16 protein-coding genes are annotated in these 19,618 nt (G+C 55.4%); 10 read left to right on the top strand and 6 right to left on the bottom strand.

Annotation, left to right across the window (positions count from 1 at the left end):
* Window positions 1-48: 48 nt before the first annotated feature.
* Together DS878_RS13540 and DS878_RS13535 are read right to left on the bottom strand one after the other, a co-directional pair.
* Complete coding sequence (locus DS878_RS13540; protein ID WP_113816445.1) at window positions 49-1,257, bottom strand: OmpA family protein; 1,209 nt, start codon at window positions 1,255-1,257, stop codon at window positions 49-51.
* Window positions 1,258-1,420: 163 nt separating this feature from the next.
* Window positions 1,421-3,733: an ATP-dependent helicase gene (locus DS878_RS13535; protein ID WP_113816444.1), complete on the bottom strand. Its 2,313-nt coding sequence runs from the start codon at window positions 3,731-3,733 to the stop codon at window positions 1,421-1,423.
* Window positions 3,734-3,958: 225 nt separating this feature from the next.
* Here DS878_RS13535 and DS878_RS13530 point away from each other — a divergent pair, with 225 nt between their 5' ends.
* A complete protein-coding gene (locus tag DS878_RS13530) occupies window positions 3,959-4,336 on the top strand; it encodes a DUF2237 family protein (protein WP_113816715.1) in 378 nt (125 codons plus the stop codon).
* Window positions 4,336-6,492, top strand: a complete 2,157-nt coding sequence (locus DS878_RS13525; RefSeq protein WP_187298794.1) for a tRNA(Met) cytidine acetyltransferase TmcA — start codon at window positions 4,336-4,338, stop codon at window positions 6,490-6,492. The genes DS878_RS13530 and DS878_RS13525 overlap by 1 nt, the downstream gene beginning before the upstream one ends.
* A 6-nt stretch (window positions 6,493-6,498) precedes the next feature.
* Here the strand turns inward: DS878_RS13525 and DS878_RS13520 are convergent, their stop codons facing one another.
* On the bottom strand, window positions 6,499-7,602 hold the full coding sequence (locus DS878_RS13520; RefSeq protein WP_113816442.1) for an enoyl-CoA hydratase/isomerase family protein: 1,104 nt from the start codon (window positions 7,600-7,602) through the stop codon (window positions 6,499-6,501).
* Between the two features lie 218 nt (window positions 7,603-7,820).
* Here DS878_RS13520 and DS878_RS13515 point away from each other — a divergent pair, with 218 nt between their 5' ends.
* Entirely contained in the window at window positions 7,821-8,156 is a 336-nt protein-coding gene (locus DS878_RS13515) for a c-type cytochrome (RefSeq protein WP_113816714.1), read from the top strand.
* Window positions 8,157-8,179: 23 nt separating this feature from the next.
* Here DS878_RS13515 and ppnN read toward each other — a convergent pair whose 3' ends face one another.
* Complete coding sequence (gene ppnN, locus DS878_RS13510; RefSeq protein WP_113816441.1) at window positions 8,180-9,562, bottom strand: nucleotide 5'-monophosphate nucleosidase PpnN; 1,383 nt, start codon at window positions 9,560-9,562, stop codon at window positions 8,180-8,182.
* 111 nt (window positions 9,563-9,673) lie between these two features.
* Here ppnN and thiI point away from each other — a divergent pair, with 111 nt between their 5' ends.
* Complete coding sequence (gene thiI / locus DS878_RS13505) at window positions 9,674-11,128, top strand: tRNA uracil 4-sulfurtransferase ThiI (RefSeq protein ID WP_113816440.1); 1,455 nt, start codon at window positions 9,674-9,676, stop codon at window positions 11,126-11,128.
* Between the two features lie 4 nt (window positions 11,129-11,132).
* Here the strand turns inward: thiI and DS878_RS13500 are convergent, their stop codons facing one another.
* The gene (locus tag DS878_RS13500) at window positions 11,133-12,146 is read right to left on the bottom strand and encodes a histone deacetylase family protein (protein WP_113816439.1); all 1,014 of its coding nucleotides are present in this window, start codon (window positions 12,144-12,146) and stop codon (window positions 11,133-11,135) included.
* Between the two features lie 172 nt (window positions 12,147-12,318).
* On the opposite strand from DS878_RS13500, the gene DS878_RS13495 reads away from it, so the two are divergent.
* From DS878_RS13495 to DS878_RS13470, 6 genes are all read left to right on the top strand, one after another.
* Complete coding sequence (locus DS878_RS13495; RefSeq protein ID WP_113816438.1) at window positions 12,319-13,773, top strand: NAD-dependent succinate-semialdehyde dehydrogenase; 1,455 nt, start codon at window positions 12,319-12,321, stop codon at window positions 13,771-13,773.
* A 131-nt stretch (window positions 13,774-13,904) separates the two neighbouring features.
* Complete coding sequence (gene uvrD / locus DS878_RS13490) at window positions 13,905-16,070, top strand: DNA helicase II (RefSeq protein ID WP_113816437.1); 2,166 nt, start codon at window positions 13,905-13,907, stop codon at window positions 16,068-16,070.
* 117 nt (window positions 16,071-16,187) lie between these two features.
* On the top strand, window positions 16,188-17,264 hold the full coding sequence (locus tag DS878_RS13485) for a permease (protein ID WP_113816436.1): 1,077 nt from the start codon (window positions 16,188-16,190) through the stop codon (window positions 17,262-17,264).
* Between the two features lie 112 nt (window positions 17,265-17,376).
* Window positions 17,377-18,021 carry a type 1 glutamine amidotransferase gene (locus tag DS878_RS13480; protein ID WP_187298793.1) on the top strand — a complete coding sequence of 215 codons (645 nt, stop codon included), beginning with the start codon at window positions 17,377-17,379 and terminating at the stop codon, window positions 18,019-18,021.
* Window positions 18,018-18,287, top strand: coding sequence for a hypothetical protein (locus tag DS878_RS13475; RefSeq protein ID WP_113816434.1), 270 nt, complete (start codon window positions 18,018-18,020; stop codon window positions 18,285-18,287). Before DS878_RS13480 ends, DS878_RS13475 begins: the two co-directional genes overlap by 4 nt.
* A 76-nt stretch (window positions 18,288-18,363) precedes the next feature.
* Entirely contained in the window at window positions 18,364-18,786 is a 423-nt protein-coding gene (locus DS878_RS13470) for an ArsR/SmtB family transcription factor (RefSeq protein ID WP_113816433.1), read from the top strand.
* A 31-nt stretch (window positions 18,787-18,817) separates the two neighbouring features.
* Here DS878_RS13470 and DS878_RS13465 read toward each other — a convergent pair whose 3' ends face one another.
* Window positions 18,818-19,615: an undecaprenyl-diphosphate phosphatase gene (locus DS878_RS13465; RefSeq protein ID WP_113816432.1), complete on the bottom strand. Its 798-nt coding sequence runs from the start codon at window positions 19,613-19,615 to the stop codon at window positions 18,818-18,820.
* Between the last annotated feature and the right edge of the window lie 3 nt (window positions 19,616-19,618).

Here is a 19,618-nt window from a genome sequence, read left to right as displayed (position 1 = left end):
AAGGCGCCTTTCCTGACTTCACTTACGTCTTTGTCCGCTCAGGTATTATTAGCGAAGAACCTGAATACGGGCCTCAACGCGACGGTTCTGAGCACGACCTTCAGCGGTGTCATTAGAGGCAACAGGCTCATTTTCGCCATAGCCTTTCGCACTCACTTTAGCCGGATCAACGCCAAGCGCACCTGTCAGGCGTGCAGCTACTGCTTCGGCGCGACGTTGTGACAGGAGTTCGTTGTAGCTGGCTTTACCGCGATTATCAGCGTGGCCGGCAATTTCTACAACAGTGCCTGGGTTAGCCTTGAGAGCGTCAGCAACACGACGGATTTCTGCGTCATAAGCGTCGTTGATCACTGAGCTGTTGGTCGGGAACTGAACTTCGATGGTGAAGGTCTCGATAGTTTCAGTGATCCCTTCGCAACCAGTTTCATCCACTTCTGCGCCTGCAGTTGTGTTGGGGCAAAGATCCTGGCTGTTGACCACGCCATCATTGTCGCTGTCGAGTTCGCAGCCACGGCTGTTAACTTCTGCGCCGCGTGGGGTTCCTGGGCATGCGTCACGTACGTCGGCTACGCCGTCGCCATCTGCATCCGGCTCACAGCCAGTGCTGTCAACCGATGCGCCAGCAGGAGTGCCCGGGCATTGGTCGCGGGAGTCAGGCACACCGTCGTTGTCGGTATCTGCCGGTGCCATGGGTGCTGCGCTTCCAACTGTGCGGTTGAATGCCAAGCTGATGCCCAGAGAAACCTGTGTATCAAAAGTGCTTTCGTCGATGCCGTGGAATTCGCGCAAATCACCACGCAGGGAGATCGCGTCGCTTACGTTGTAGCGTATACCTGTACCTACGTTAACGCGCGTTTCGTCGTGGTTGGTGCCGGCGGTACGAACACCGCTGGCATCGTTTACGCCAAAGTCAGCATGGCCGGCACCCAGAGAAACATACGGGTTCCAGGCTTCATCCTGAGAGGCGAAGTAATAGGTGCCATCTACGCGGATTTCTTCAAAGTCTGATGATCCGGGGACGTATTTGCGGTCTGCATCGGCACGTGAGTACATGGCCTCAATTGCCCAGTTTGGCTTGAACCGGTACTCCAGCCCGAAGCCGAAGGTGCCCGATTCGCTCAGATCACGGTCATCGTCAAAAAGCTGATACGCAGCGAAAGGGTTGATATAAACCGTTTCTGTGCGTTCAGCAGCCAGGGCCGGAGCCGCGAAAGTGGTGGCAATGGCGGCAATCGCGATCGGACGCATGATGTTCATGCAGAACCTCCTGTTCGGTTATCGTTGTAAAACTATTGCATTGTTTAAATGGCTTAATTGCATTTTGCACACAATTTCGACCAAAAGAGTTACGAAAAATAAAGATTTGAGCGCTAATGTTACATCAGGAATTATACGTGTTGCATCATGCACTAGCATACTTTTATTTGGTTTGCGTTGATGGAATGCTGAAATAGAGGTGGGCGCTTTTTTTGCTGAAATTCATTTTTTCACCGCTGCTGAAATGAACTTCGAAAGAACTTTCGTCTTCTGCGACCACAGAACCTGCCCCGAAAATAGCGTGATTGAGGTGTGGCTGATGCCACAAAGGTGATGTGCTGTTGTTTGCCTGAACTTCGCCTTCCAGGGTAATGCCTTCCTGTGCTGCGTAGCGTGAACTGACGGGTGTGAGCGGCGCTACAAGTTTCACGGAGGGATTGTTGTCAGTTGTCCGTTCATCCAGCCATCGTCCGAATTCGTCGGCAAGGTCAAAGCAGCATTCGTCGATAAAGCGACTGGGGCCCTGGTCGCCATCCAGGTGAGGTTGTTTGCTTACCGGCCGGGTGATCAGATGCAGCGTTTGCCGCGTGCGCGTCATGGCGACGTACAACAACCGCCGTTCGCTTTCGAGAGTTGCGCGGACGTCATCCTGGGGTCGCGGACTGTGAGGCAGATACTTCTCCTGCAACCCGGGAATAATCACTCTTGCCCACTCCAGCCCCTTCGTACGATGAATAGTGGAGAGCAGAATACCTTCACCGTCCGGTTGCTTTGCATCGGCCTGATGCCGTAGCGCCTTGAGATGGGCAAGGGTGCTCCCGGCGTCAACATCCAGGCTTTTCAGGTATTCGCGGAACCCGTGAATGGTATCAATGCGTTCCTCGGCACTGTCATAAGTCAGAGCCAGGCTTCGTATACCCTCATACAAGTCTGTGTGTTCTGCGTAAACGGTAATCAGCCCTGCTACGGGGCCGGAATAGCCTTGCAGCTGCTCCAGAGCTTCACCGAGCTTGCGCAGTTTGCGCGCTGCCATGGGCGCCAGTGCGCCAAAATCCAGAGCCAGCAAATGTTTGTGCCAGTCGTTGGCGAATCCGGCCAGGAATCGAGCCAGCTGTTCCAGTTCCGGCTCCTTGAGGCCGACGTGGGGAAAGCGCAGAAGCTGTCGTGCCAGCTCCAGCCGGTTGTCCTCCGGTTGTTTTTCCAGCTGTCCCGTAACCACTGAAAGCAGCGCAGTGATGGCCTGCACTTCACGGCTGAATAAAGCGCCTTTGCCAGCATCGATCCGGTAGGGAATCTGCCGGGCCAGTAGCTTCAGTTCTATGGGCACACTCTGGCTCCAGACCCGGAACAGAATTGCGGTATCTGCTGCAGCGCCTGAGGGTTTATCCGAAGATGTCCCCTCCGGTTCCGGGCTCAGGATCTGCAAGACAGTATCTGCGTCATTTTCGGTGCGGTGCAGGGCAATCTCTGTAGCCGGCGTGGAAGGGTGTGAGTGGCACAATACGTCTTTGCGCCCACTGTTGTGGCAGATCAGATGGTTGGCGAGCAAAGCTACGCGGTGCCCATAACGGAAAGTGTAACTGAGGGTCTGTTCCAGTGGGCTTTCATACTCATCGCTGAAACGTTTGAGAATGAACTCCGGCCTGGCGCCCCGGAATTCGTAAATGGTCTGATCCGGGTCCCCCACCACTGTTACCCGGGCCCGGTCGCCGGCAACATAGCGCAGGAGCAGATGCTGGATTTCGTTGGTGTCCTGGTACTCATCCACCAGAATCAGATCCATCTTGTTACCAACCAGCCGCTGCAGAGGCTGGTTCTGATGAATTGCCATTACCGGTTCATATAGCATGTCCGCGAAACTGATGCGGCTTTGTCCTTTACGCCATTGCTCAAAGCTGTGAAACAGGTCTATCAGGTAGCGGTGCTTCTCAGAGTAACCCAGGTCCTCAAACACAATCTCCGGGGGAGACAGAGTGGTTTTTACCAGATCAATAAATCCAGTTGCCGCCTCCACAAATTCTTTCTTGTTGCGCCGTATCTCGTCTGCCAGGTCCTCCGGCGCCAGCCGTCGTGTTAGCACCCAGGCCTGAAAGCTGATTTCCTGCTCTGTCAGGATCTTTTCGGAGAAGCCTGGCAGGTAGCCCTCACGGACAAAGCGTTTGTACAGCCGTAGCCCCATGGCGTGGTAGGTACGAATCTCAGGCAGGGCCAGCCCGCTCTGGCGGCATGTCTCCTGTAGTTTTCGTTCGAAATCCATCCGGGCACTGCGGTTGAACATAAGCACAAGCATCCGGCTGGGATCATGGCCCTGTTGCAGCAGATAGCGGATGCGCCAGGCCAGTGTGGACGTTTTGCCACTGCCGGCCACAGCGGTGATCACCGAGTGCTCATAGCCGGCGGTGATAATCGCCCGCTGCTCGTCGGTGAGAAAGTCGGGCAGATCCATAGCAGGGGATTCGGAGGTATTGTTTGGCATAGGTGCTATTGTACGGGCCAACTGGTAGTGGGGGTACCTGTCCCGTTAACATGAATGGTTAACATATCGAATCCACCTCAGAAGATGGAGAGCAACAAGGCAGAGCCTTATCCAAAATCGTGCGGAGCCATGGATGGCGGAGCCGAGCGTACAGGGATGTATTCACAGCGTATTTTGGATAAGGCTCTGCCTTGTTGCCAGCGCGCGAAGCCAGAGGAAATGATTATGAAAACTGAAGAATCAATTAATGTTCTGGGTGAAAAACTGGAGTCCTGCAGCACAGATCCGGAAACAGGCTTCTATCGTGATGGCTGCTGCAACACTGGCCCGGATGATCATGGGTCGCACACGGTTTGTGTTGTGCTGACGGATAAGTTTCTGGAATTTTCCAAGGCTCGTGGCAACGACTTGAGCACGCCCGTACCTGCTTTTGGATTTCCGGGTTTAAAAGCCGGGGACAGCTGGTGCCTTTGTGCGGCGCGCTGGCATGAAGCCTTTGAAGCGGGCTGTGCTCCCAGAGTAAGGCTGCGCGCTACCCATCGGGCCGCGCTGGAACACTGTGCGCTGGATAACCTGAAAGCCCATGGTGTAGATCTTAGCTGATGAACTCCGGAATCCTGGCCTCAGCACCCGATACTTCTGACTGGCGCTCATTACAGGCCGGTCTTGCAGCCCGGGGAGAACGCCGGCTGGTCTTGCTGGAAGGCGGGCGCGATCTCTCCATTCAGTGGCTGCAGGCAGTGATACCTTCACTTGGGCTGCGGGGCGGGCTGTGGGTCGGAGTGGCAGACGATGTGACCGACGGCCGCCTGACTGCTATTGAACCGATGAAAGCACGGCAATGGCTGGGGCGGGAAACGTCTCTGATTGTGTGGGATGGCTGGCAGGGTAACCCTCCGGATGCGTTTGCGGCACTGGCCGGAACGCTTAAAGCAGGCGGACTGTTGTTCTGGCTGATGCCTGAGTTGGAGAACTGGGAGCATTTTCCTGATCCGGATTATGGGAGAACGGGCCTTGATCATGGTCAGGCTCATCCTTTTGCCCAGCGCATGGCCAGCATTCTGGCGGCGGATTCTTCGGTGATCCGGGTAAACCCCGGCGTGCCCGATGCGGTTGTTGTTCCTAAGCTGTCCGTGCCGGCATCTGAATTCAGGGTTGCTACGACACCCGATCAACAGGAGCTGATCCGTAAGCTGGTGTCGTTTGGGCTGGGGCGACGGCGCCGGCCACTGGTGGTAACCGCTGACCGGGGCCGGGGTAAATCTGCAGCGCTTGGAATGGCTGCTGCACAACTGCTGCAACAGGGGCGACGGCAGGTTCTGGTGACTGCGCCGTCCATCGAGAATGTTAAGGCTCTGTTCTACCACGCCCGGGAAAGCCTTGGCGCCGAGGTAGCCGGTGCCAGTGACGACTGCCTGGAAACTGCATCCGGCGCAAGGCTACGTTTTCTATCCGTCCGGGATCTGTTACGGGAAAACCCGGCAGCTGAAGTGGTTATGGTGGACGAAGCTGCGGCTATCCCGGTGTCTCTTCTGAAGCGTGTTCTTCTGGGCTGGCCCCGGGTGGCTTTTGCGTCCACTGTTCATGGTTACGAAGGCGCAGGGCGCGGGTTTGCCATTCGCTTTCGTCAGATTCTCGACCAGACCACTCCGCATTGGCAATTACAAACCCTTTCCAGGCCTGTACGCTGGGCCGAAGGCGACTTGCTGGAGTCTCTGATATCCGGGCTGTTCCTGCTCGGTGCAGACCATGACCCGGGTAATATTCCGGAAACAGAGGCCGGAGAGGTTGTCATTGAGCCCTGGCGGCCGGCCCTGGCTTCCGAGGCAGAGCTGGCTGATGCATTTGGTCTTCTGGTGGATGCGCACTACCGGACCACACCTGCAGATCTCCGGCAATGGATGGACGATCCCGCCGCCAGAAGCTGGCGGGCTCTTGTGCATGGTAAAACTGTGGGCCTGCTCTGGGGCGCTGTGGAAGGTGGGCTGAGCAGAGAGCTCGCCGGGCTGGTGGCAAGTGGAAAGCGCCGGGTGCGTGGGCATCTTCTGCCCCAGTCTCTGGCCAGCCACAGCGGATTCCCTGAGGCGGCGAGCCAGCGCGGCTTGCGAACTGTCCGTATTGCTGTCACCGCCCGGGCCAGACGTTCCGGTATCGGGCGTAGACTGGTCGCTGCCGCGACTGCAGGTGCGGCAAGGGAAGGGCTGGATTATACGGGCACCAGTTTTGGGGGCAGTTCCGATCTCTATGCTTTCTGGCGCTCCTGCGGCCTGGAACTGGCCCGCATCGGGCTGCAACAGGAGATCACCAGCGGAGAATATCCGGTGCAGATGGTTCATGCCCTGAGCCCGGAAGGGATATCTTTGTTTCAGCAAGTACAGTCGCGGCTGGCTCGGCACTGGCTGGTGCTCGTACCTCTGAACTGGAAATATCTGGACCCGGGACTGCTGGCGGAGATGATGTCTGACCTGTCATCGGCCTGCAGGCCAGATGCGGCGGATATCCGCGATCTGCAGAATTATGGCAATGGCCATCGGGGGTTCCGGTTGATGGTTCCGGTATTGCGGGATTTGAGTCTGGTCCAGGGGGTTATGAGCTGGATGGCGGGGCATGCAGACGCGCACCTGTGGTGCCGGGCTGTACTGCAGGGCTGGAGCTGGCCAGAGCTGCAGGAAGAAGGGCTGTGCTCTGGTCAGCGTGACGGTGAGGACCGCTTGCGTGGCGTGGTTCGGGAACTCCTGGAAATCTGGCAGGAGGTGTGAAGGGTTCTATTCCAGTCGCATGGGGTCTGTCTGATCGTCCCACACGGGCAGAAAGTGGGCATCAATAACCGCTTCGGGTACATCATCGATACGAGAGAAAGACCACTGCGGGTTCTGGTCACGATCAATCAGCCTGGCCCGTATGCCTTCGGTCAGGTCTGGTCGGCGCAGGCATTCCCCAACCATTGCCAGCTCCATCCTGAATACATCTTTCAGGGACATCTGCTGGGCCTTCCTGAGTTGATTCCATATCAGCCATGCGGATACCGGGCAGCCGTCTTTCAGGGTTTTCATGCAAGCCTGCCACCAGTCATTGTCTATGTCTGCTGTCAGCAGCTGCTCAACGATCCGGGGTAAGCTGGGGCCGGCACACAGCCTGGCAATATCCCGTTCGTGCAACTCAAGATGGCTGGCGGGTAAGGCCCGGTAATTCCCGGTTTCAAGTTGATTCAGCAAGCGGAACAGGCGGCTGTCATCAGCTGATTTCCTGCCACTCCAGCTTTCGTCCTGTAGCCGCGACAGCAGGCCTTTCGGGTCGTTGGCAGGAAGGGCCATGTCGGCCAGCCCCACACGCAGTGCGTCTGAAATGTTCAGCCTACAACCTGTCAGCCCCATAAATAATCCCAGACGCCCGGGCAGGCGGTTCAGAAACCAGCTTGCACCAACGTCCGGAAACAGGCCTATGGAGATCTCAGGCATTGCCAGAGTCGCGTCCGGCGTGAGCAGCCGATAGCGGCAGGCGGAAAAAAGTCCCAGGCCGCCCCCCATAATAATTCCGTGTCCGATACCAACAACGGGCTTGGGAAATCTGTGCAGCTTGTAGTCCAGTGCGTATTCATGGCGAAAAACACTGAATGCAGCGTCGTGATTCCCCGAATCCGTTAACGACTGATACAGGTCCCGGATGTCTCCGCCTGCGCAGAAGCCTTTTTCTCCAGCGCCTCGTATTACAAGGATACAGATGCGTTCGTCGTCGGCCCAGCGATCCAGGGTGTCACTGATAGCGACAATCATATCCTGGGTGAGCGCATTCACGGTGGCGGGGGCATTCAGAGTCAGCAAGCCTAAATGGCCTTGGCGACAGGGGATTTCCTGAACCTCTACAGACATTAAAGGTGTCTCCGGGCTGTAATATAATCACTGATTCGGACGTTATCCGTAATGTCTCCTTAACCGGGTGGAAGTTAAAGAGGACGAACGTCGAAACAATCGCATTGATCTATGGCATTTGCGCAGCCGCATGGCTGTGCTATAAGTTCCAGCCAGTTATTGTCCGGTTCAGAATACCGGTTTGGAAAACTTAAAACGATGATGAGAGGCCAATTATGATGAAACTTAAACATTATGCGATTGTCGGGCTTTTTGCTCTTGGCGCTGCTGTTCCGGCAGTATCTTCTGCCGCCGGCGATGCGGCAGCGGGCAAGACAAAAGCGGCAGTCTGTGCGGCTTGCCATAACCTGAACGGAGTTGCCCAGATCCCGATGTACCCGAATCTGGCCGGGCAGCACGAGCAGTATCTGGTGTCATCCCTAAAAGCCTACAGGGACAAGCAGCGTAACGGTGGCATGGCAGCGATCATGCAAGGCCAGGCGGCAGCACTGAGCGATGCAGATATCGATGATCTGGCGGCATACTATTCAAGCTTGCCAGCTGGCGGCAACTAAGCAGTCCGTATTGGCACAACAGCTCAGGCTGTTGTGCCAACAATACGGTAGCTCGGTTTATAAGCTGAGCTTCCCGGCAGCTTCATGCGATTCTGGATCACGAACTGTTCCAGCATGGCTTCCAGAGGCTTGATCAGGGTCGGGTCACCGGATATTTCAAAGGGCCCTTTTTCCTGAACCTTTCGAATCCCCCCTTCTTTAACGTTACCCGCAACTATGCCGCTGAATGCCTTTCTCAGGTTGGCTGCGATCAGGTGCACGGGTTGATCACGATGTAATTCCAGAGCGAGCATATTCTCGTGGTCAGGCTCGAAGGGTAGCTGGAATACCGGATCGATTTTCAGCACCCAGTTAAAGTAATAGGCGTCCTGCATGGCGCGGCGGAAGGTTTCAACCTCCTTCATGCCTTTTTTCATGGCCTGAGCTACCCGAACCGGGTCGTCTATGATGATTTCATATTTGCTGGCGGCTTTGTCTCCGAGGGCGTTGCGGATGAACTGATCAATCATTTCGAAATATTCTGCGTTTTCAGGCCTGCCGGTGAAAACCACCGGGAAGGGCAGGTCAGCGTTGTCCGGATGCAGAAGAATGCCAAGCAGGTAAAGAATTTCTTCAGCGGTGCCTACTCCACCCGGAAAAACAATCACTCCGTGACCACAGCGCACAAAGGCTTCCAGGCGTTTTTCGATATCTGGCATGATCACCAGTTCATTAACAATAGGGTTGGGGGCTTCGGCGCCAATAATGCCCGGCTCGGTAATACCGATATAACGTCCGTTTTTCACCCGCTGTTTAGCGTGACCTATGGTCGCACCCTTCATTGGTCCCTTCATGGCACCAGGGCCGCAACCGGTGCAGATGCTGAGTTCCCGAAGTCCAAGCTGGTGACCCACTTCCTTACTGTACTGGTATTCCTTGTCGCTGATGGAGTGACCTCCCCAGCACACGATCAGGTCAGGTTGCCGGCCAGGCTGCAGTGCTCTGGCGTTGCGCAGTATGTGAAATACCATGTTTGTAAGGTCGTCCGGCTCATTGCTCTTCATGATCTTGGCAAACTGCGGCGAGGAGTGGGTATAAACAATATCCCGCAGAACCGAGAACAGATGCTCCCGAATGGCCCGGAGCATTTCGTCATCCACAAATGCGTGTGCCGGAGCGTTGATCAATTCCAGCTTCAGGCCCCTGGGTTGGGGGATCAGGCGTATATCAAAATCCTTGTGCCCCTCCATCAGGCCCTGGCAGTCATCGGTCACGACGCCAGTATTCAGAACCGCCAGAGCACACTGCCGGAAAAGCCGGTACAAGCCGCCTTCGCTTCGGTCCTTGAGCAGATTGACTTCGTGATTGGAGAGTATTTCCAGGCTACCCTCAGGTGATACGAGGGCATTGATGGTCGGTGCGGTCATGAACGGAAAAGCTCCTGAAGAGTTGCGGTAATACCCGATTTTGAGGCATGGCGCCGAAACGTTACACTAAGCGCTTTTCCGATCATATACCATCCGACAAAACGCCGATTTATGAAACTGCTTATTCGTCCTGCCCCGGAAGTTGCAATCAAGAGCAAGCCTGTTCGTCGTGATCAGATGCGTCATCTGCGTCAGAATGTCCGCAAACTTCTGGCGCGCCTGGATCCCGAAATATTTGTGGACGGTAGCTGGGACAGAGTGGACGTGGATGTTCCCGAAGGCAGAAACCTGGCAGGACCGGTGATTGATGCGCTTATGCGTATTCCCGGAATTTCTACCATTCAGGAGATTGTGGCGTTTCCGTTTATCAGTCTTGACGATGTGGCAGAAAAAACGGTTGCTGCATATAACGGCCGCCTCGACGGGAAAAGCTTTGCTGTACGGGTCCGGCGTCAGGGTAAACACGATTTTCGCTCAATTGATATTGAGCGGACCATAGGTGGTATTTTGCTGCAGTCGGCTTCGGGTGCCCGGGTCGACTTGAAATCACCTGAGGTACTGGTGCGCATCGAAGTGCGGGATGACCAGTTCCATATTGCCCACCGCAGGCATTGCGGCCTGGGTGGTTATCCCCTGGGCAGTGCCGAGAACGTAATGACACTTATGTCCGGAGGTTATGATTCGTCAGTCGCTGCATACCTGATGCTGCGCAGGGGTATACGCAGTCACTTTCTGTTTTTTAACCTGGGTGGAGTGGCCCACGAGGTGGGGGTGCGGCAGGTGGTTCACTACCTGTGGGACCGCTATGGAGCCTCTCATGGCGCCAAGTTTATTTCCGTGCCTTTTGATGGTGTGGTGGAAGAAATCATGCGTTCTGTCGGCCACAGGCACTGGGGTGTGGTGCTGAAGAGGCAAATGCTGAAGGCAGCCAGCGAAATTGCGCGAAACAACAATGCTTCTGCGCTGGTGACGGGTGATGCGGCGGGTCAGGTATCGAGCCAGACCCTGACCAATCTGAACGTGGTGGACCGGGCGAGTGATGAGGTGGTTTTGCGGCCTTTGATCGTCATGGACAAGGAAGCCATTATCGGTATTGCCCGGGAAATTGGCACAGAACCCTACGCTCGCACCATGCCTGAATACTGTGGTGTCATATCCCAGAAGCCGGCAACCCGCGCTCGTCTGCACCGGGTGGAGGAAGAAGAATCGGGCATGGACCCCGAGGTTCTGGTTCGTGCCATTGAGGCTCGTGAAGAAACGGCCGTCAGTGACCTGCTGGAAACTACCAAGACGCCAGAAGATGTAGATCTGGTAAAAACGCCGGGCGTCAGCGATGTCATTATCGACGTGCGCCACCCGGCAGAAGGTGAGCAGTCCCCGTTGCAGCTCACGGGTAACGAGATCCTGACCATACCGTTTTACGAGCTGAGCCGGAGGATGCCGGATCTCCCGGCCAACCGGCAATATTTGCTGTATTGCGACCGCGGCACCATGAGCCGTATGCACGCAGTGAATCTGAAGGCTGAAGGGCACGGAAACATCAAGGTTTACGCGCCCGGTTCATAAAACCTCAGACGGCCAGCCCTTTGAAGAACTGCTGAACGTTCTCACTCAGCATGTCCAGATCGTAGCCGCCTTCCTGAACCACCAGCGTTGGCAAGCCGAGTTGACGCACACGAGTGCTGAGGCGGGAGAAGCCTTCCGAGGAAACCGAAACCTTGGCCTGGGGATCGTCTTTGTAAATGTCGAAACCCAGAGTCAGGATCAGCGCATCTGGCTGGAAAAGCCGGATAGCAGCCAAGGCCTCATTAAGCTTTCCGAAGAAATCTTCTTCGGATGAGCCGTGGGGCATCGGCAGGTTGATGTTGTAACCATATCCCTCGCCTTCGCCGCGCTCATTCTCAAAGCCGGTAACGACAGGATAGAAATTGGTCGGGTCGCCGTGAATGGATATATAGAGCACATCGCTGCGATCGTAGAAAATTTCCTGAATGCCCTGGCCGTGGTGCATGTCTGTATCCAGAATGACCAGGCGGGGAAAGCGGGATTTCATGTGCTCGGCTGCAATGGCCGCATTGTTCAGATAACAGAAGCCGCCAGCAGAATCCTTGCGGGCATGGTGACCTGGTGGCCGGCAGACAGCATAGGCAGTGCGATCACCTGCCATCAGTGCGTCGGCGGCGCCAAGGGCCGACTGGGCCGACCAGTAGGCTGCGTGCCAGGTGTGCTCACCGATGGGGCTGCTGCCGTCTGACTGGTAGCGGGCAGCTTCCGCAAGAACACCCGTCAGGTGATTCGGAGACCGGACAAAAATATTGGACATTACTTCGTCACCCCAGTCGTCCATTTCTTTCCAGCGACGGTGTGCCGACTCGAGGAACCGCAGATACCCAAGGTCGTGCACTCTGGAAATCGGGCCGGCCCCGTGATCCGAAGGCTGCAGTACCGGTATGCCAATATTTTTCAGGCCTTCGAGCATCTGACTGGTGCGATCTGGCACCTCCTGAGGCTGGCGCATCTGCCCCCTGGTGAAGTAGGTTCGGGGCGTATGCTGATCTTGAGCGGGATGGAAAAAAGCTTTCATTGTCCGAACTCCTGAATGTCTGGTTCTCCGAGTATAGGTGCCGACGGAGGATGGTCAAAAGCCGGGCCGCCGACTTTACAGGTAGAGATTCAGCATCCACTATGGAAGACATACTCTACCGACGCAATAGTGCACCTTCTCGGGTGCCGTTACTTACAGTATAGGAGCCGAAATGATCGAGTCACCATTGCTGGAGAAGCTGACTGGCTACATTGGCGGTCGCTGGACTGACAACGAGCAGGGCAGCACCTTTGATGTTTATAACCCCGCAACGGGCAAAGTAATTGCACAGGTTGCTTCCATGCCTGAGAGCGAGGTCACGGCTGCAGTCGAAGCGGGCAAATCTGCACTGAGACTTACGAGCCCTTACTCTATTGAAACCCGTAGAAAGTGGCTTGAGGATATCCGTGATGCGCTCAGGGCGAACAAGGAAGAGGTTGGTCGCATTCTGTGTCTGGAGCATGGCAAGCCGCTGAATGAAGCTCAGGGCGAGGTTGATTACGCCGCAGGATTTTTTGACTACTGTTCGAAGCATATTCAGGCCCTGGACGCCCGGACGCTTCCGGAAAGCCCCAAGGATTGCAGCTGGACCGTACACTACCGGCCAATCGGTGTTGCCGGGCTGATCACTCCCTGGAATTTCCCGATCGGTATGATCGCCAAAAAACTCTCAGCCGCTCTGGCGGCAGGCTGCCCTTCGGTGATCAAACCGGCCAGCGAGACACCGCTGACCATGATTGCTCTTTTCGACCTGATGGATAAACACGTCAACCTGCCGGATGGCATGGTAAATCTGGTGATGGGCAAGGCCAGCGTGATTGGCAAGGTTCTGTGCGAAAGCCCGGATGTGCCTATGCTGAGCTTTACCGGATCCACGGAAGTGGGCCGGAAACTGGTCGTGGATACTGCTGATCAGATCAAGAAACTGGCTCTGGAACTTGGTGGGAACGCTCCGTTTATCGTATTTGAAGATGCAGATCTGGATGCTGCAGCCGACAACCTGATTGCCAATAAATTCCGTGGCGGCGGTCAGACCTGTGTCTGTGCCAACCGGATTTTTGTGCACGAAACAGTTATAGATACCTTCGGTAAGAAACTTGCTGAACGCGTGAACAAAATGACTGTAGGCGATGGAATTGCCGGCGATGTGGATCTTGGCCCACTGATTAACAAGGCGGGATTCGACAAGGTGAAGCGTCACCTGGAGGATGCACTCAACAAGGGTGCTTCGCTGGTTGCAGGTAAACAACCCGATGATCTGGGTGAAGGGCATTTGTTCTTCCCTCCGACGGTTATTTCTGGCGTAACGCGGGATATGTGCTGCTTCCGGGAAGAAACATTCGGGCCCCTGGTGCCAATGGCAAGCTTCCGGACTGAGGAGGAAGTCATTGATGCCGGCAACGATACCGAGTTCGGCCTGGCGTCCTATGTGTTCACCGCTGATGTGGAACGTGCTCACCGGGTTGCTGCAGGCCTGAGGTTTGGCCATGTAGGCTGGAATACCGGCACAGGGCCAACGCCTGAAGCGCCATTTGGCGGTATGAAGGCTTCAGGGATTGGCCGTGAAGGTGGGCATGAAGGTCTGTTTGAATTTGTTGAAGCTCAGACTGTGCCCCGCGGATTCTGACACCCCGGAGGTTTAATCAAAGAAGGCGAGCTACGGCTCGCCTTCTTTGATTCCTGTGCAGGAAAGCAGGCCTTCATCAAGGCTGATATACTTCCAACCTGTTCATTTAACCAGTAGCGAAAGTGTTCCCTATGGATGTCTCTCACATTATCGATTCCCTGAATGATGCCCAGCGCGAAGCGGTTACGGCCCAGAACGACCATCTGCTGGTGCTGGCCGGGGCCGGGAGCGGTAAAACCCGGGTTCTGGTGCACCGGATTGCCTGGCTGATGCAGGTTGATCGTGTCCCACCCACGGGAATTCTGGCGGTTACTTTTACCAATAAAGCCGCCAAAGAGATGCGTTACCGCATCGAAGAGATGATGAACATTCCAAGCCGGGGACTCTGGTTTGGCACTTTCCATGGGATAGCCCACCGCTTGCTGAGAGCGCACTGGAAAGATGCCGGCTTGCCAGAGAACTTTCAGGTGCTGGACAGTGATGACCAGCTGCGGATGGTCAAGAGAGTGATGCGGGAGGCGCAGATTGATGAAAGCCAGTTCCCGCCCAGGCAGGCACAGTGGTTTATCAGCAGTCAGAAAGATGAAGGCCTGAGGGCAGACCACATTCAGGAAAACCCTGGCGACCATTTTACCTCCACAATGCTGAAGGTGTATCGCCGTTATGAGGAACTCTGCCAGCAGAGCGGACTGGTCGATTTTGGTGAGCTGCTGCTTCGCTCCCATGAACTGTGGCTGCACCGGCCGGAAATACTGGCCCACTATCAACAACGTTTTCAGCATATCCTGGTGGATGAGTTTCAGGATACCAACACCATTCAGTATGCATGGCTGCAGGTGCTGGCCAGCAACAGGGTTCCGTTAACCGTGGTTGGGGACGACGACCAGTCCATATACGGCTGGCGTGGCGCCAAAATCGAGAATATCCAGCAGTACCAGCGGGACTTTCCCAATTCGCGGCTGGTGCGGCTGGAACAGAACTACCGCTCTACACAACTTATTCTGAAAGCGGCGAACTCAGTGATTGCCAACAATCAGGGTCGGTTGGGCAAGGAGCTATGGACAGACGGTGCTGAAGGTGAACCCATCAGCCTGTATGCCGCGTTCAACGAGCAGGATGAGGCCAACTACATTGCCGACAGCATCTCGGCCTGGGTTAACGAAGGCAATCTGCGCAGCGAATCTGCCATTCTGTACCGCTCTAATGCTCAGTCCCGTGTGCTGGAAGAGTCCCTGATGCGCCAGGGTATTCCATATCGGGTATACGGAGGTCTGCGCTTTTACGACCGTCAGGAAATCCGTAATGCCCTGGCTTATCTGAGGCTGGTGCATTATCGCCGTGATGACGCAGCATTCGAACGAGTGGTGAACATACCGGCCCGGGGAATCGGGGCCAAGAGCATGGCGGACCTGCGAGCCTATGCCAGTAGCCAGAGCATATCCCTCTGGGAATCGGCGGAGCGACTATTGGAAGCCGGACAGGTTAAGGGGCGGGCGAAAACCGGCTTGCAGGCATTTATCAGCATTATTGAAGAGCTATCCGTCACGGCTGAGGATGCGTCGCTTCAAAGTCTGATGAAGCAGACAATCGAAGCCAGTGGTCTGAAAGACTATCACGCCAGTGAAAAAGGCGAGAAAGCCCAGGCCCGGGTTGAAAACCTCGAGGAACTGGTTAATGCGCTGGCGGATTTTGAAGTAGAACCGGGTGTCGACCCACTCTCTGAGTTCATCGCTCAGGCAGCGTTGGATGCCGGTGAATCCCAGGCCGGGGACCATGAAGACAGTGTTCAGCTGATGACTCTGCACTCGGCAAAGGGCCTGGAATTCCCGCTGGTGTTTCTGGCCGGTGTTGAAGAAGGGCTGTTTCCGCACAGTATGTCTCTGGAGGAACCGGGGCGTATGGAGGAAGAACGTCGCCTGGCTTATGTAGGTATCACCCGGGCCATGAAAAAGCTGGTGATCACTTACGCCGAATCCCGCAGGCTGTATGGTCAGGAAAAGTTCCACGCTTTATCGAGGTTTGTACGGGAAATTCCTGGCGACTGCCTGCAGGAAGTGCGGTTACGTAATACAGTAACCCGCCCGGCGATGCTGGAACGACCAAACGAGGGTCTGTTCAGCCAGGATTCCGCAAAACAGTCCGGTTTCAGTCTGGGCCAGCGGGTTCGGCACCCGAAGTTTGGCGAAGGTATTGTCTTGAATGCCGAAGGCAGCGGGCACCATACGCGGGTACAGGTGAATTTCGATGAAGGGGCCAAATGGCTCGTTCTTGCGTATGCGCCTCTGGAGGCCTGCTAGAGTGTATTGAACGTGATTTTTTCTTGTCAGACGTTGCTTAATCGTCTAATGTGCACAAACGCATAAATGTGCATATGTGCGTGTGTTGGGCATTTTACGTCATTGAAGGGAAAGGTTATGGACAAAAATAGCTGGGCAGTCGCCCTGGATGAGTTGCTGCATGTGGGCGGAGCTCTCGTTCTCATTATTGCCGTGGTTGCGGTTCTGACAGGCATCATCCGGGAATACATTCCACAGGAAAAACTGCAGAAAAAACTGGCCAGAAATGAAAAACGGGGCCCCTTGGTTGGTGCCTTACTGGGAACGCTCACACCGTTTTGTAGTGCATCCATGGTGCCGGTGGTCATGGGGATGATTGAAATGCGGGCATCCATGGGAATGGTGTTCGGCTTTCTGATTTCCGCCCCTTTGTGTAATTTTGTCGTTGTTGGCCTCATCGTTGCGGTGTTTGGCTGGCAAGTGGCGCTTGTATACCTGGCACTGACTCTGGGTGGCGCCATACTGGCGGGCTACGTCATTGGCTGGACACCGTTAAAAAATGCTGTCCGTCGTATTGAGGAAGTTCCTGCAAGCGGGTGTGGCAGCGCGCCGGCGTCTGCCTGCTCAGCGTCAGCGCCCGTATCGGCCTGTTCAGCCCCGGCTCCCGCCGCGACAGCCTGCACCGCAACTGCCGTGCCCAGCTGCAGTGCTGAGGCCATGGCGATAGAGTCGCCGTCAGGACAACTGGAAGAGTGCATAGCCACCGCCTGTGCCCCCTTCACCAGTACCACCACCGTGGCGCACAAGGAACGAATGAAACTGGCCATGCGCTTCGCCTGGGCACTGTTCAGGAAAATTATTCCCTATGTCTTGATTGGTGCCGTGATCAGTGCGCTGTCTGCCGCCTTTCTCCCTGCGGAAATTGTCGAACAATACATTGGTGCGGACAGCTGGTACGCGATTCCCGTAGCCGCCGGCATTGGCGTGCCCCTGTATCTGCGAATCGAGATGGCTCTTCCCCTGCTGCAAGTGCTCATTGCCAAGGGCATGGGGATGGGGGCAGCCATGGCGCTGCTGATCGGCGGGACAGGTGCCAGCCTGCCTGAGATCGCCATTATTTCTTCCGTACTCAAACCGAAAGCTGTAGTGGCTTTCGTGATAACTGTTATTACTCTTGCCATTGTCGGTGGAGTTGTTTTCAGTGTTGTCTTCTAGAACACCTGGTCGCCGGCAAAACACACAACAACGGCCGACTCGTATCGGCCTGTTGTTGTGCGGAGACGTGCATGACGACTTGCAACCAAGATTTGGTAACTACCAGAACTGTTTGGTTAAGAGGCTCCAGCTCGACAACCCCGGAGCTGAAATCAGAACCTGGCGTGCCTGGAAAGGCGAACTGCCAGGAGATGTTCGGGACGCTGATGCCTATCTGGTTAGTGGCAGTCCGGCCAGTGCGTTCGACCGGGAACACTGGATTGAACAGCTGGGGCGTTTCATCCGGGGAGCTCATAGTGCGCATCGGCGATTATTGGGGATCTGCTTCGGCCACCAGATGATTCATCAGGCTTTAGGGGGACGCGTGGAACGTACTGCAGGCTGGGGCCTGGGGGTCTATCCGGTGCATCTGCATCAGCGGATAAGCGGCCTCCCCGATTCAAGGCCTGTTGCTCTGTATGCAATGCATCGCGATCAGGTCGTTGTGCCAGCTGAAGGTTTTGAGCTTCTGGGGGGTAGTAAGTTCTGCCCTTATTACCTGACCCGTCATACGGACAGGGTTCTGACCATACAGGGTCATCCGGAGTTTACGGGGGATTTTTTTCACCAGTTTCTGACTGTGGCTGAAGCCAAATTCGACGAAAAAGCTCTGGCTCAGGCGCGTAGGAAAATGCGGGACTCTGACGACGGTGAAGTAACCTGCCAAATGCTGAATCATTTTTTACTGGGGATGAACGAGACCAGGAGGAAAGCATGAAAAAAGTCAGACAGGTTCTGGCAAATCTATGCGCCTATACACATTTGTGGAAGGTGGTCAGGGAACGTAAACTGCCTTCCTCTGCCAGGCCAGGCTTTTCTATTGCACTGCTGGGTCTTTTCTGCCCCTTCTTCTGGATCGCCTTGTTGACTGGTGCCAGTAAAACGGAATTGGTCTTTCATGGCTGCCATTCCGGGCTGGTGTTTTGTGCCGGTGTTTTTCTGATGCTGAAAGGGCTCAGCCAACACCGAAAATCGCCCGAATAAGGTGGTTGCCCTGTTCCCGATTGCTGGCCTGGTTGTAATCACTTAAGATCCAGACCAACGGAGGTTTGGAAACAGAATGATAGATGCCTGTTATACCGATGCGTTAAAGGCTATTTCGGACTCGAATCGCTTGCGGCTTTTCTGGCTGTTGGTGCATATCGATGAGCGAATTTGTGTTGCCGAAGCGATGGACGTTCTGGGAGAAACCCATTACAACGTTTCGCGCAATCTGAAGATTCTTCAAAAAGCAGGACTGGTGACTGCCCAGAAAGAAGGAAAGTGGGTTTTCTATACCCTTAATCGCGAAGTCTCTCCTTTCCATATGAAATTACTGGCTGCGGTGAAAAGCATTCCTGAGCAGGAGCTGGAAACCGAGATCAGGAAATGTCACCTGCGCCTTGCGCTGCGTGAGAGCGGGCAATGTGTGGTCGGGCCGGGCAGTACCGAATGGGCCGATATTATTGAACGCCAGGGCATCAGCAATACCGGTGACGCCTGACGCTGGAAGGGCCTGGCGTCAGGGCCAGAGCTCACATCAGAACTGCGTAAATAACCCCGGCCAGAGCAATGCGGTAGATAACATAAGGCCACATGCCTACCTTGTTAAGCCACTTCAGGAAGAAGTGGATAGCTGTAATGGCCATCAGGAATGACGTTACCCCGCCAATCAGAAAACCATTCCAGTCGACAATGATGTCTGAGGTTGCGACTTCCAGTAATTTCACTGCCGATGCCAGCACGATGATAGGGATAGCCAGCAGGAACGAGAACCGGGACGCGGTTTCACGGCTCATGCCCAGGAAAAGGCCTGCGGTAATGGTGACGCCGGAACGGGAAGTGCCGGGTACCAGCGCCATGGCCTGGGCGATGCCGACCAGCACAGCATCTTTCCAGTTCAGACTATCCAAGGCGCGCTGGCGTTTGGGCAGCCAGTCTGCAATACCCAGGAGTAAGCCGAAAATCAGGGTGGTGAAGAAAATGACTTCTACTGCCCGCAATTCGTTGTCGATGAGATCCAGTAGCGCGAGGCCGGCAAGGCCGGCGGGGATGGTGCCGATGACCAGGTACCAGGCCAGTGCGCCCTGACCGATGATTTTGCGCCGGGCAGCGGAGATCAGGCCGTCCCGGGCTATGCCGAAAACATCGCGGCGGAAATACAACACAACCGCCAACAAGGTGCCTATGTGTACAGAGAGGTCAAAACCTACGCCCTGATCCGTCCAGCCGAAAAACGCCGGGGTCAGAATCAGGTGGGCAGAGCTGGAGATGGGTAGAAATTCGGTCAATCCCTGAAGGAGGCCAAGGAAAAGGGCCTGATAAAAATCCATAGT

Origin of the sequence: Marinobacter sp. F3R11 (assembly GCF_003318275.1) — a bacterium.
Classification (GTDB): Bacteria; Pseudomonadota; Gammaproteobacteria; order Pseudomonadales; family Oleiphilaceae; genus Marinobacter.
Note: the sequence above shows the minus strand (reverse complement) of the source record. Positions and strands in the feature narration are given on the sequence as shown.

Excerpts from the sequence above, each read along its gene's own strand:
- DS878_RS13540 (WP_113816445.1), bottom strand. The coding sequence starts at position 1,257 with ATGAACATCATGCGTCCGATCGCGATTGCCGCCATTGCCACCACTTTC.
- ppnN (WP_113816441.1), bottom strand. The coding sequence starts at position 9,562 with ATGACCGCACCGACCATCAATGCCCTCGTATCACCTGAGGGTAGCCTG.
- DS878_RS13525 (WP_187298794.1), top strand. The coding sequence starts at position 4,336 with ATGAACTCCGGAATCCTGGCCTCAGCACCCGATACTTCTGACTGGCGC.
- DS878_RS13475 (WP_113816434.1), top strand. The coding sequence starts at position 18,018 with ATGAAAAAAGTCAGACAGGTTCTGGCAAATCTATGCGCCTATACACAT.
- DS878_RS13485 (WP_113816436.1), top strand. The coding sequence starts at position 16,188 with ATGGACAAAAATAGCTGGGCAGTCGCCCTGGATGAGTTGCTGCATGTG.
- DS878_RS13470 (WP_113816433.1), top strand. The coding sequence starts at position 18,364 with ATGATAGATGCCTGTTATACCGATGCGTTAAAGGCTATTTCGGACTCG.
- uvrD (WP_113816437.1), top strand. The coding sequence starts at position 13,905 with ATGGATGTCTCTCACATTATCGATTCCCTGAATGATGCCCAGCGCGAA.
- DS878_RS13495 (WP_113816438.1), top strand. The coding sequence starts at position 12,319 with ATGATCGAGTCACCATTGCTGGAGAAGCTGACTGGCTACATTGGCGGT.
- DS878_RS13500 (WP_113816439.1), bottom strand. The coding sequence starts at position 12,146 with ATGAAAGCTTTTTTCCATCCCGCTCAAGATCAGCATACGCCCCGAACC.
- DS878_RS13535 (WP_113816444.1), bottom strand. The coding sequence starts at position 3,733 with ATGCCAAACAATACCTCCGAATCCCCTGCTATGGATCTGCCCGACTTT.
- DS878_RS13520 (WP_113816442.1), bottom strand. The coding sequence starts at position 7,602 with ATGTCTGTAGAGGTTCAGGAAATCCCCTGTCGCCAAGGCCATTTAGGC.
- DS878_RS13515 (WP_113816714.1), top strand. The coding sequence starts at position 7,821 with ATGAAACTTAAACATTATGCGATTGTCGGGCTTTTTGCTCTTGGCGCT.
- DS878_RS13465 (WP_113816432.1), bottom strand. The coding sequence starts at position 19,615 with ATGGATTTTTATCAGGCCCTTTTCCTTGGCCTCCTTCAGGGATTGACC.
- DS878_RS13530 (WP_113816715.1), top strand. The coding sequence starts at position 3,959 with ATGAAAACTGAAGAATCAATTAATGTTCTGGGTGAAAAACTGGAGTCC.
- thiI (WP_113816440.1), top strand. The coding sequence starts at position 9,674 with ATGAAACTGCTTATTCGTCCTGCCCCGGAAGTTGCAATCAAGAGCAAG.